The sequence below is a fragment of the Bacillus sp. FSL R5-0593 genome (assembly GCF_038603755.1).
In the GTDB taxonomy this organism is placed as follows: domain Bacteria; phylum Bacillota; class Bacilli; order Bacillales; family Bacillaceae; genus Bacillus; species Bacillus velezensis.
The window spans coordinates 3,476,411-3,489,042 of record NZ_CP152011.1; the positions used below are offsets into that span (position 1 = coordinate 3,476,411).

Annotated in this window: 12 protein-coding genes; 1 reads left to right on the plus strand and 11 read right to left on the minus strand. The window is 46.5% G+C overall.

The window, feature by feature from the left end; genetic code table 11:
* Window positions 1-31 precede the first annotated feature (31 nt).
* Window positions 32-493 (plus strand): GNAT family N-acetyltransferase, encoded by a 462-nt coding sequence (locus NYE36_RS17310; protein WP_007409969.1) that lies wholly within the window; start codon window positions 32-34, stop codon window positions 491-493.
* 43 nt (window positions 494-536) lie between these two features.
* On the opposite strand, the gene NYE36_RS17315 is transcribed toward NYE36_RS17310, so the two are convergent.
* From NYE36_RS17315 to eno, 11 genes are all read right to left on the minus strand, one after another.
* Complete coding sequence (locus NYE36_RS17315; RefSeq protein WP_047936214.1) at window positions 537-1,772, minus strand: MFS transporter; 1,236 nt, start codon at window positions 1,770-1,772, stop codon at window positions 537-539.
* Window positions 1,747-2,667 (minus strand): TIM barrel protein, encoded by a 921-nt coding sequence (locus tag NYE36_RS17320; protein WP_047936215.1) that lies wholly within the window; start codon window positions 2,665-2,667, stop codon window positions 1,747-1,749. The genes NYE36_RS17315 and NYE36_RS17320 overlap by 26 nt, the downstream gene beginning before the upstream one ends.
* 7 nt (window positions 2,668-2,674) lie before the next feature.
* The gene (locus tag NYE36_RS17325; protein WP_047936216.1) at window positions 2,675-3,352 is read right to left on the minus strand and encodes a PIG-L family deacetylase; all 678 of its coding nucleotides are present in this window, start codon (window positions 3,350-3,352) and stop codon (window positions 2,675-2,677) included.
* Window positions 3,315-4,073 (minus strand): WbqC family protein, encoded by a 759-nt coding sequence (locus NYE36_RS17330; RefSeq protein WP_032866998.1) that lies wholly within the window; start codon window positions 4,071-4,073, stop codon window positions 3,315-3,317. Before NYE36_RS17330 ends, NYE36_RS17325 begins: the two co-directional genes overlap by 38 nt.
* Window positions 4,046-4,927 carry a GNAT family N-acetyltransferase gene (locus NYE36_RS17335; RefSeq protein ID WP_032867000.1) on the minus strand — a complete coding sequence of 294 codons (882 nt, stop codon included), beginning with the start codon at window positions 4,925-4,927 and terminating at the stop codon, window positions 4,046-4,048. Before NYE36_RS17335 ends, NYE36_RS17330 begins: the two co-directional genes overlap by 28 nt.
* A gap of 11 nt (window positions 4,928-4,938) precedes the next feature.
* Window positions 4,939-6,195 carry an aminotransferase class V-fold PLP-dependent enzyme gene (locus NYE36_RS17340; RefSeq protein ID WP_327997504.1) on the minus strand — a complete coding sequence of 419 codons (1,257 nt, stop codon included), beginning with the start codon at window positions 6,193-6,195 and terminating at the stop codon, window positions 4,939-4,941.
* Complete coding sequence (locus NYE36_RS17345; RefSeq protein WP_015418245.1) at window positions 6,161-7,090, minus strand: NAD(P)-dependent oxidoreductase; 930 nt, start codon at window positions 7,088-7,090, stop codon at window positions 6,161-6,163. The genes NYE36_RS17340 and NYE36_RS17345 overlap by 35 nt, the downstream gene beginning before the upstream one ends.
* Window positions 7,087-8,217, minus strand: coding sequence for a DegT/DnrJ/EryC1/StrS family aminotransferase (locus NYE36_RS17350; protein ID WP_094032503.1), 1,131 nt, complete (start codon window positions 8,215-8,217; stop codon window positions 7,087-7,089). Before NYE36_RS17350 ends, NYE36_RS17345 begins: the two co-directional genes overlap by 4 nt.
* Before the next feature lie 48 nt (window positions 8,218-8,265).
* Window positions 8,266-9,600 (minus strand): nucleotide sugar dehydrogenase, encoded by a 1,335-nt coding sequence (locus NYE36_RS17355; RefSeq protein WP_007409958.1) that lies wholly within the window; start codon window positions 9,598-9,600, stop codon window positions 8,266-8,268.
* 266 nt (window positions 9,601-9,866) lie between these two features.
* Entirely contained in the window at window positions 9,867-11,147 is a 1,281-nt protein-coding gene (locus NYE36_RS17360) for a M20/M25/M40 family metallo-hydrolase (RefSeq protein WP_094032504.1), read from the minus strand.
* A 168-nt stretch (window positions 11,148-11,315) separates the two neighbouring features.
* Entirely contained in the window at window positions 11,316-12,608 is a 1,293-nt protein-coding gene (eno, locus tag NYE36_RS17365) for a phosphopyruvate hydratase (RefSeq protein WP_007409956.1), read from the minus strand.
* Window positions 12,609-12,632: the final 24 nt, after the last annotated feature.

Genomic DNA, 12,632 nt, shown 5'->3' on the forward strand with positions numbered 1-12,632 from the left:
TGTCGATCATAACGGAGGAGGAGAAACGGACATGCAAAAACTGAGCATCCGAAAAGCCGCGGAGCCGGATGAAGCGCTGTATGAACTATTGCTGCTGGCCGATCCGTCGAAAGAGATTGTCGATGATTATCTTGTAAGAGGAGAATGCTATACGGCTTGGACGTCAGACGAGCTTGCAGGGGTTTACGTTTTATTGCAAACAAGGCCTAAAACGATAGAAATCGTAAACATCGCGGTAAAAGAATCGCTGCAGAACAGGGGATTCGGAAAACAGCTGGTGCGGGATGCCATTGAAAAAGCGAGACAATCGGGAGCTGACACGATTGAAATCGGCACCGGAAATTCCAGTATTCATCAGCTGTCACTCTATCAAAAATGCGGATTCCGCATTCAGGCTGTCGACCATGATTTTTTTATCAGACATTATGATGAAGACATTTTTGAAAACGGCATTCAATGCCGGGATATGATACGGCTTTATTTGGATTTATGATAAAAAGGGCGCCGGCTGACATCGGCGCCCCTTCGTTTACCATTCAGACGGATTGATCCGCTTGTTTCTCTGTATTTCTTTGACTCCCTTGTCTGACTGAAAAAATAGCAAAAACGATCGTAAGGGTCAGTCCGACCGCCGCGAAAATATAATCCGCATTCATCAACAGCAGAAGCCCTGTGTAGACAGCGGCCGACAGCGGTTCACCCATTTTGACAATGGAAAAAATCAGTGCAAAGACCCTTCCGAAATATGCGGCCGGAACCGTCTTTTGGAAATACAGCACCGTTTGCACATCAATATACGAGATGATGATGCCAAGCACCAGGAAGATGATGCACTCAAACCCATGAAGGGGAAAAAACAGGAGCATAATGAGCAGTCCCGCTGCCGTTAACGTCCGCGGGTACAGCCGGTTCAAGCGTTTTGTATTCCATTTGAAAAATACGGCCAGATTGCCCAAAAGCATCCCCGCCTGAAACATTGAATACATGACGGCAAACCATACAGAATAGTTCTGCTGAAAACGCTCCACAGCAAGAATCGGCCCCATTACTGAAATAAGGCCGGCAATGACGAGATTTACGACGAAAAAGTATCCGACCGATGTCAGCCATGCCGCATTTCCTTTCAGCATTCTGTAACCGGCTTTTACATCTTCAGTTCCGTTGCTTTTTTCATTGGGCTGTTCTGAAATACGAATGAACGCGATAAATGCCGCAGAGATCAAAAAAGCAGTTCCGTTTAGGGCAAACAGCATCCCGAACGGAATAGCCGCAATCATGATCCCGCTGATCAATTTTCCGACGATGAGTCCGATCAAGTCACTCGTATTGATCAGAGATGTCGCCTGATCAAGATGCTGTTTGCGGACGAGCAGCGGAATGATCGCGACTTTCGCCGGCGCAAACAGCATCGATTGCAGAGATAGACAAAAGGCGCACACCCCGGCTATCCACACGGTTAATAAATCGTTCGCGCTGAGCACCGCCAAGAGGATCATAATGGCGGCCCGGCCCGTATTGCACAAATACAAGATCGACTTTTTTCGGAATAAATCAATCAGCGGCCCCGCCAGCACGCCAAATGTCAACGGCACGAGTTCGATAAAAGAAATAACGCCGACTAGAATTTTGCTGCCGGTCAATTCTAACACTAACAGCGGCAAAGCAATGAGCCAGACCCCATCCGCTGCTGAAGAAAACACCTGTGCACACCAAAGCTTTGCATAGTTCGGTGTTCGATATGTCATATCAGGCTCTTTTTTGATCCTCGTCATCAGAAACACCGCCGAACCATTCCAGCGTTCTCCATGATTCCCGTCTTTCCGTATAATCCTCTTCCATCACCTCAAATACAATGCCGGTATCTTGAGTCCGATAAAGCTCCTGCAAAGTATCTGCAGCACGTCTCAGCAGCTCCTCAGCGATTGTCCCTTCACTCGGATGGCGGCCCTCAAAACAGCGGACGCCGCCATGCGGGAACGCAAGCTGGCGAAATGAGCTGAAGTGATAATGCTTAATGCTCTCTTTTATCGACAGAAACTGAAAGAAATCGGGATATTTCAGCTGATCATTTCTGAACATAAGGGCGGAAGACAAGTGAGTCTGATAGGTAATCGCCCAATGGCACAGATCCCACGTAATACCGACATGCTTCAGATCCAGCTCCACCAGCTCTGTAAAATCCTCAGGATAAATGAAAATCGGATCAAAATCCTCTCCCAGATTCCCGATGATCGGAAGGTTTTCCACACCGATCCAAATGTCCGTCCCTTTCAGCCGCTCATCAAACTCCGCGAAAAACTCAACGATTTTTTTACGGTTTCCTTCCAGGTCGTAGACTTGAAATTCCTCAACCGTCATAAATTGATTCGCATGAACGGTTATGCCTTTGGCGCCGTATTTCACAGCGAGCTCCGCAAAGTGATAAAGCTGTTTTTTGATGTGATCTTCATGCACATAATCGGCATGATCTGTCGGGAAATGCAGCGTCAATAATGAAGGATCAAGCTGTTTCGCATATTCCAGCGTCTGATTAAATGTTTTGATATAATCCGCTTCCTCAAAGGAATGGCCGTCAAAAATATTCGCTTCCAGACCGTATCCCGCTTCCACCCATTTCTCATCGATTTGCTTCGGATCAAGTCCGAAAAACGGAATTTGAGCAATCATAGGACAGTCACCATGTTCCTCTCACCAGCATAAACGCTTCCGCAGCCGAAAAACCCGCTTTTGCTCCCCACACACAGGCATTATGTTCGATCGCCTGCAAAGAGCGGGGATGAGGGAAGTCTCTGAGCTCGGAGCCGTAACACGCCATCGATTTCAATTTCGTTTCAAGCTCGTCTTCAATATTAACGAAGAAATTGGCATGAAACTGATCCTTCTGACAGTAATTCCATTCCGTCGAAGACAATGTTTCATAGGCAAAAACCCGTTTTACCGTATGACCGGGAAGCGGACGGGTTGCCGTCATGACCGCTCTGAATACGACGGAGTGGTCAATATTAATGTCACCGCCGTACTGGGTATACACAATGTCAGGCTGAAAACGATTGATTTGTTTCTCCGCTTCCTTCACGACATCCAGCAAATCCATTGAATCCATTCTGTTATCAGGAAGGTTCAGCCTGACAAAATCATGGATGCCCAAAGTGCTGAGCGCCTGCTCCGTTTCTTGATTAGAATGCTGCATAACGGACTCTTCAGGCTTTTTGTAATCCGTTTTTCTTGATGACTTGCCTTCCGCCATAATGACCGCCGACACGCTGTCACCTTGGCGGACATGTTTGGCGAGCGTGCCGCCGACACCGATAATTTCATCGTCGGGATGCGCTGCAAATACCATTACTTTCATCATATTGCCCTCCTTTAACTAACATTTCAGCTGTATCCGCTCCGCAGTTCATCAGCATATCAAGCATGGAGAGGTGAGGGATATGCTCCCCGAATAATTGAGGATAGCCAAAATGTCGGATCTGCTGATACTCAATGACAATTCCGTTTCTTTCAAAATCGCTTTCTATTAAATAGTCGGAACCCTGACTGCCTGAATAATAACGGTCCGCCCCCAGCTCCTGACAAAGCGCTAAAACAAAATCGCTTTTTTTCTCCTTCCGGCATTCAAGCTCAGAGACATAACAGAGCGGCGTTTCAATTCGGAGCTCTTTTCGGAAAAATTCAATGATGTGCATATTCAAATCATGGAGATATTCCCACTCCCGCTGATAGACACCTTGAAAAAAATGCTGGTATCGCTCAAAATAGGGAGCTTTCGCATAGTTCATTTTAATCGCCATCCAATGTTTTTTCCGCCAATCCTGTGTCTGGTCGATTTTCATATGCCGAAGCTCTATGTCTTTATATTGTTTCATCTGCAAAGGCACTGTCAGCCATCTGGGGCCTTGCGGCGTTTTGATTCTGTTGCGGTTGAGAAATCCTTTTTTCTCAAATTGAGCTGTGTCATGAATGGCAAACAGATCCGACTTATACATTTTTTCAAAAAAACCGTACCACGGCAGATAACTGGATTGATGGCCGCTTATTGTTTTCATTCCGGTTTCGTAAAAAGTCGGCATTGTTTTTCTTCAGCTCCCCAATATCGTTTCGGTCTCGCGATTTCTTTACTGTGTGAATAGCCAAAATCAGCCCATTGAAGCTTGCGGCAAATGGCGAATTGCAGGGCGTCACGCATCAATAAGTAAGAGGCCTGCGCTTTTTTTCCCGCCAGGCTGTTTACATTCTGCCAATAATAGAAATGAGAGCGGTCATAGAGAAAAATACTGCTGCTGATCAGCGTCTCATCCTGATATGCTCCGATCCAAAACATCCGGTCCGCAAACGTGTCAAGCAGCTTTTGGAAAAAGCCCTGGCTCAGCACATAAGCTGCGCCGATTGACGCTGTATGCTCTTTGTAGAGGTCATAAAACGCGCCAAGTTCTTTTCGCCCGATCAGCCGGGTGACAATATTCTCTTTTTCAGCGTATCTGACTGCCGTCCGGGCTTTTCCGGAAATGCCCGTCCAAAGCTCGTCAAACGTGTCCGGAAGCGAAAGAATCCGCGTTGCCTTTTCCGTCCATCCTTCCCTGATTTCTTCTGTAAAAGAAGTCTGACCGTACGGCAGCAGCATCCGGGATATGTTCCGGCCGAATATGGCCTGGATTTCACTTTGAAGCCATTCAAATGAGATGGGGCGATCTGAAATAACGCCGCCGTATCCGATCATATTGCCGGATAATACGCCCTTCTGTTCAAAAAGCGGAAGATAGATGACCTGTCCTCCGTCCGTTGTCAGTCTGACAGGGTGAAATGACGTGCCGGGAAGCTCTTCCATGAGGATTCCCCAATCATAGCTTTGAAACAATCCCGCCTGATACATGTCAGCGGCCCGATCCCATGCCTGGCGGGTCGTGCATACTGCTGTTTTTTGCATAGTTATCACCACTATTCAGTCTTATTCTGTTGCTCACAATATGATAAAACGGATTCGGCTATATATCTGACTTGCTCCTTTTGAAGAGGAGGTTTAAACGGCAGGGAAAGAACTCTCTTCCAAAGCGGGTCTTCCCCGCCTTCCCCCGCGTATGTTTCATAAATCGGAATACGTCCGAGGGGAAGGTAGTTCCAGCATGTTTGGATGCCTCTTTCGGCTAAATAAACGGAACACCCGTACCGCTCTTCATCCCGGGGAAATACAACCGTTAAATAATTCAGATGTTCTCCTTCTTGGGGCTGGATCATTCTTATGCCGTTTGTTTCTTCCGCCTTTGCAAAGATTTCTCCCGCCGTCTCTAAGTTTCGGAGCGAAGCTGTTACAAGCTGATCCATACGTGAAAGCTGATCATCAATAATGGCTTCCCTTGCCGGATGCATGCGAAGCACCGGTACAACAGCCGGTTTATCCGGCAGAGCTTCGAGCTTTGTGGCTTTCATGGAAGGCATGGCGCCCGCTTTTCTAAACATATATGAAATAGGATGATGCCGTTTCCGTTTCATTACAGCCTGGATTCTTTGATTTCTTATATAGATTTGATAGTCAGCTGCCACTTGGCTGCGCTGTTCCATCGGGAGATTTGCTTTTTGCCGCAGCCATTCTTTCGGCGCGATTAACGCGCCGCCTCCGATACTCGCAAGCGGCTTTGAGGGGCCGAAGCTTAAAATGCCGAAATCGCCCAAACCGCCGGCAAATGTATCCGCTTGTTTTGTAAACATGGCTTGAGCGGCATCATCAATGACAGCAATTCCGTTTTCCTTCGCCCAGTCAATGATAGCGGTATTTTCTCTCCGGCCGTATACATGCGTGAGGATAACCGCACACGTCTGCCTCGTCACTTTTTTTTTGACATCCTCAAAAGATAAGGATAGATGCTCATCCAGCTGTGCAAACACAGGCGTCGCACCGGATTGCAGCACGGCATCAATGACATTCGGGCAGCTGAAGGATGAGAAAATCACTTCTTTCCCCGGCCCGGCCCCCGAATAAGTTAATGCGAGCACCAGTGCCGCACTGCCGCTGGAGGTCAGCACAACCCCTTTTCCGTAACGTTTTTCCAGTTTTTCAGTCAGTCCGCTTTGTCCGGCAGTAAGCAAGTGTTTCACTGCGCGCAGACGGCCGCTGACGGAAAACTGTCCGGGATAAACGGGATATTTGACCACTTCTGGGTTTTTAGGAAAGTGAAAGTTTGTGCTTTTGTCTTTCATCTTTTATGATCTCCAGGCCTTCATTCAGACTTACTTTCGGAGCGTAACCGAGCAAACGTTTCGCCTTCTCGATTGACGGCGCCCGCTTAAAAATTTCGATGTCTTTTCCTCTCACGCCGTCTTCGCCCAGCTTTTTAAACAGATAGTTATCCTTCTCTCTGCCTGAGAGCACATTGACTTTTTCAGCCAGTTCTTTTATCGTGATCGGCTGGTCGTTCCCGATATTGAAGTCCTCAAAGACGGCTCCTTCATGAATGAGAGCGAGATAAGTTCCGGTGACGATATCACTGATGTAGCTGAAGCAGCGTATTTGTCCGCCGTCCCCGTAAAGAGGCAGCTCAGAGCCATTCTCGGCCAGGCTGAAAAACTTGTTGATGACAAAATCCTCGCGCTGTTTCGGCCCGTATACATTAAAGTACCGGACGACCCGAATATGAAGTTCGTCGGAAGCCTGTTCTCTCAAATATTCCTCTGATTGCAGTTTGGCTTTTCCGTAAGCTGATTTCGGAAGCTTTCTGCTTGTCTCGGTATAAGGAAAATCCGGTGAATCTCCGAACACTTCTGAACTCGATGAGAAAAGAAGTGTGCTGATTCCCAATTCACCGCATACCTCAGTGACATTTTTTGTTCCTTCAAAATTGACCCGTATGACGTCTTCTTCATTGCTTCGGCAGCTGTCCACTCCGACCATTGCCGCCAAATGGACAACCGCATCCGCTCCCCGCAGTGATTCGCGGAGGGACGTCCGGTCAAGGATATCCGTTTGGCGGTATTCAGTGTCAAAAGCCGGCTTCTTTTGATCTGCAATGATGGTGTGATAACCTTTATCCTGTAATAATGCCGCCAGTTCGCTTCCGATAAAACCGGCCCCTCCGATAATCGCAATATGTTTCATGATCCTACCTCCTGGCTGATAGTCAAAACTTCTTTTATAGACTTGACAATATAGCTGCAATCCTCATCTGATAACTGGCTGTAAAGAGGCAGTGACACGATCTCCCGGAAAACACGTTCAGTTACCGGAAGCTCGGCAGGAAAATGTTTTTTATAGTAAGGATGCAAATGCACGGGAATAAAGTGCACGCTCAGCCCGATTTGTTTTTCTTTCATTTTCTCAATAAACAGATCTCTGTCCATATCGCCGTTTTCTCGAATCCGTAAAATAAATAAATGCCATGAGTGCGTTATGCCGTTTGGAATGTCAGAAAGCGGAAGCGCCGCTTTGTCAGATTGGCCTGACAGTTCACGTACATAAAATTGAGCGATCTGTTCCCGTTTTTCTTGAATTTCGTTTACGCGTTTCAATTGAACCAGACCGAGCGCGGCCTGAATATCCGTCATATTATATTTAAAGCCCGGCAGTAAAACGTCGTATCTCCAGCTGCCTTTTTCACCGTACCGGTTCCAGGCATTTTTTGTGATGCCGTGCCAGCCGTACAGCCTCGCTCTTTCTGCGGCCTGTTCGTCTTTCATGACGAGGGCTCCGCCTTCCCCCGTTGTAATATTTTTGGTGGCATAAAAGCTGAAGCACACGGCATCGCCGTGAGTGCCGATCATGCTTCCGTTATATTTTGTACCGAGCGCATGAGCGGCGTCTTCAATCAGATACAATCCGTTTTCTTTACAAATGGATTGCAAGTTTTCCAGATCAGCCGGATAGCCGGCAAAATGAACCGCAATTACCGCTTTTGTGCGCGGCGTTATTTTCTTCCTGACATCTTCAGGATCGGCACATAGACTTTTCTCGCATATATCCGCAAACACCGGAACGGCTCCGGCGTGCAGGATGACATTGACACTGGAACAGAACGTGAAGCTCGGCACGATGACTTCATCGCCTTCTCCCACACCGAGCGCCAATAAAGCCATATGTAATGCAGCGGTGCCTGAATTACAGCTGATGACGTGTTCGGCTCCTATACATTCTCCCAGCTTTTTTTCAAAATCGATTACCTTCGGGCCTTTCGAAATCCAGCCCGATTGAATCGTTTCGGTTACGCTTGCGATTTCTTCGTTTGTCATATCAGGTCTGTGAAAAGAGATAAATCGATTACTAATGACCGTTCCCTCCTATAAAGTGACAACTCTGCAATTGTCGGCTGATTTTTCCTTGCATACATTTCTTGTGTCAAAGATAATCGGTGAGGCATCCTTCAAAATACTGTAGTCGATGACATCGTGATCTGTATGAATGATGATGACGTCGTACTGATTGATTTGTTCTTTTGTGAAAGGGACAGATTGTTTGCAGCTTCCGTCATTCAAGCGGATCTCGCTGATAAACGGATCATGATAATCAATCGCGCATCCCTTGTCCATCAATTCTTCCATTATCGTAAACACTGAGGATTCACGCGGGTCATTTGTATTTTTTTTATAAGCGGCCCCTATTATTAAGATGCTGCATTTGTCTTTGCCCGCCAGTTTCAAAGCATAGTCAGAGACAGAAATCGGCATGTTGGAATTGATTTCGTCCGCGAGATCAATTAATTTTGTCTGCAGCCCTTTTTCATTCGCGATCCATTTGAAGTAAAAAGGATCAATCGGGATACAATGGCCTCCGACTCCGGGGCCCGGGATAAATTTTTGAAAGCCGAACGGCTTCGTGTCCGCCGCGCAGATGACTTCCCATATATCAATATCAAGTTCACGGCAATTAAGCGCCATTTCATTGATAAGAGCTATATTGACATAACGATAAGTATTCTCTAGGAGTTTAGCTGTTTCAGCTACTTCGGGTGAGGTGACCGGGTGAATGCTTGTAACAATGGTGCTGTAAAACGCTGAGGCAAGTTCTGTGCAAGTCTGTGTGGTTCCGCCGACTACTTTAGGAATATCTGAAACTTCATATTGCCTGTTGCCCGGATCGATTCTTTCCGGAGAATAAGCCGTAAAAAAGTCTGTTCCTATTTTCATGCCGCGGCTTGATGCCATTCTGTCGGCAATCTTTTTTTTCGTTGTTCCGGGATAGGTGGTGCTTTCTAAAATTAAAAGCTGATGCTGCCTTCCATAAGCAATCATGCTGTCAACTGCACTGTCGATGTAGGTTAAATCGGGGATCTTGTCTTTTTTGTTCAGGGGTGTCGGCACACATATCACAATGATGTCGCATTTTTGGATGAGCGACATGTCGGCGCTGATTTGAAAGCGTTTTGTTTGTAAAGCCGAGTTCAGTCTGTCGTCCTCTATATCTTGAATATGGCTGCTTCCGGCGGCTAACAAGGAAACCTTTTCACTGTTTTTGTCGAATCCGATAACATTGTATCCTTTATCGACGCATTCCAGCGCAAGAGGGAATCCCACATATCCCATGCCTAACACGCCTACAATCGCCTGCTTCGTTTCAATCAGATGTAACAGCCGTTTTTGACCAAGGTTGCTGGCTTCTTTTGTGACAGTATTCATTTTTCGCCCCCTAATAGATAGAAAAGAGTATTGTTTTTTACAATTTAAAACAAATATCGATCGATATCGCAATTATAACAAAAGTTAAAATTTGATAAATGAGTTTTACATCCTTTTATAAATTAGGTATTATCTATTTATTTTTCTTTTATTTGTAAAATAAAATCCTGTCAAATGGTATATATCTGGTAACGAGTGAGAAAATCTCCCTTAATTGAGAGAATATACAGAAAACAATATAAAAAAACAGGCCGAAGCCTGTTTTTTTATTCTTTCACTGCCTCAGTTACAGCCGCGGAAACGAGTGATCCCGCTTTCTCTAATCGTTCTTTGCTGATGTGTTTCATATTATCATTTTCGGTGTGATACCAGGGCCCCGGCTCCTGTGTATCGGGGCTGAGCCAAATCCAGTTAGCCGACGGAATCCCCGCTTCATAAAAAGAGACATGGTCTGAGTAACCGAGCTGAATCAGATTTGGCTTGACCAACCGGGATTTTTCAGCGGCTTTTTCAGCATACCGGACGCTCGGGTTTTCCTTGCCGTCAGGAGTCGTGACACACATTTGACTCGCTTCTTCCCAGTCAGTCGCAATCATATCGGCATTAAAATTGGCTTGGCTGTGCTTTCTTTCATTGTTCGTGAGTGTACTGACGTAATAAGATGAACCCGCAGACCATAATTCTTCTGCACCGAACAGGATAAAGCGGATCTCTTTGTCTTTCGGTATGTGTTTGAGTTGCTTGCTGATTTCCAGAACGGCAGATGTGCCTGAGGCGTTATCATCCGCTCCGGGTGCGCCTTTTACGCTGTCATAATGCGCTGTGACATAAATAATATCAGCATCAGAAGAGTTGGCCTGTGCCGCTTTGCGCGTTCCTATAATATTTTGTGAGGTGCGGTTTTTATAGTTTTTAAATTGAATGACTGCCTGCTTTTCCTTCAGCAATGCTTCACCGTCTTCTTTTTTCATACCCGCCGCCGGTATCGTGATTCCTTTATCGGTATGCGGACGGACGGCGAGCGGTTTTGTTGTCTGATTATAAATAATGACTGCTTTGGCTCCCGCTTGTTCGGCATGTTTGATCTTTTGAGAAACGGGGATCTTTCCTTCGCGTATCACTGCAATCTTTCCTTTGGCTCCTGTTACGTCATCGCGTGATCCGCAGCCGCCGTCAAAAATCCCTCCCTCAATTCTCAGCTCTTTTTCAACAGCGGATTGATCAGCGGAGCGGAGCGGAAATTCATGATCTCCCGCTGTGACTGAACCTGAAAAGTACTTTTTCAATGGAAATGACTGTACTTTGACACTGGCGCCCTGAGCCCGCAGGCGATTCGATATGTATTCAGCCGCTTCCTTTTCTTTCGCAGTTCCGGTTTCCCGCGGTCCGATGGTTTCACTCAGATCATGCATCGTGTCCAATGCCTCATCAGCATCAAAAACCGGCGCGGTCACGGCTGAATAAGCATGAGTTTCGGACAGCGGCCTGGCAGACGCGCCCCATATGACGCTTGCTGCCACCGCGGCTGACATAAATGAAAATTTCATCATAATCCCTCCTCTTATTAACACCTCTTCCCTTTCGATTGAAGAACACTGATTCCTTTAAAAAGGGGAAAAATGAATATTATTGACCAAATGAAGATGATGAAAAAGGAGGGAAAAGCCCGGGAGCATAAAAAAACGACGGGAGAATATCTCCCGTCGTCCATTCCATTACTTATTCAAGTTATAGAAAGAGTTGATACCGTGGTATTGAGCAGTTTCAGCCAACTGATCTTCGATGCGAAGAAGCTGGTTGTATTTCGCAACACGGTCCGTACGGGACGGAGCACCTGTTTTGATTTGTCCTGCATTAGTTGCCACAGCGATGTCAGCGATTGTGCTGTCTTCAGTTTCACCTGAACGGTGAGAGATAACGGCAGTGTAGCCCGCGCGTTTCGCCATTTCGATCGCATCGAATGTTTCAGTCAATGTACCGATTTGGTTTACTTTGATCAGGATAGAGTTGCCTACGCCGTTTTTGATACCTTCAGCAAGCTTTTTCGTGTTTGTAACGAAAAGGTCGTCACCGACAAGCTGAACTTTTTTGCCAAGACGCTCTGTAAGAAGTTTGTGGCCTTCCCAGTCGTTCTCGTCAAGTCCGTCTTCGATAGAGATGATTGGGTATTTAGAAACCATTTCTTCGTACCAGTCAACCATTTCAGCAGATGTTTTCACAACGCCTTCGCCAGACAGATGGTATTTGCCGTCTTCTTTGTTGTAGAACTCAGAAGATGCAGCATCCATCGCAAGTTTCACTTCTTCGCCAGGTTTGAAGCCGGCTTTTTCGATCGCTTCAACGATTGTTTGAAGCGCTTCTTCGTTAGAACCAAGGTTCGGAGCGAATCCGCCTTCGTCACCTACAGCTGTGTTCATTCCTTTAGCAGAAAGAACTGATTTCAGGCTGTGGAAGATTTGAGCGCCCATGCGAAGCGCTTCACGGAAGTTAGGCGCGCCTACAGGCATGATCATGAATTCTTGAATGTCTACGTTGTTGTCAGCATGCTCTCCGCCGTTTACGATGTTCATCATCGGTACAGGAAGCGTTTTTGAGTTGAATCCTCCAAGGTATTGGTAAAGAGGAATCTGTAAGAAATCAGCAGCTGCGCGCGCACAAGCCATAGATACGCCAAGGATTGCGTTCGCACCGAGTTTGCCTTTGTTTTCAGTTCCGTCAAGCTCGATTAAAAGCTGATCGATTGCGTTTTGTTCAGTTACGTCAAAGCCGAGAAGCTCTGGAGAAATGATTTCGTTTACGTTGTTAACAGCAGTTAACACGCCTTTTCCAAGGTAACGGTCTTTGTCGCCGTCACGAAGCTCAACCGCTTCGTATTCACCTGTAGAAGCTCCGCTTGGCACTAATGCGCGGCCGAAAGCTCCTGTTTCTGTATATACTTCAACTTCAACTGTTGGGTTGCCGCGGGAGTCAAGGACTTCGCGTGCATAAACATCAACAATGTATGGCATGAGTTTGTCTCTCCTTTTGATTTA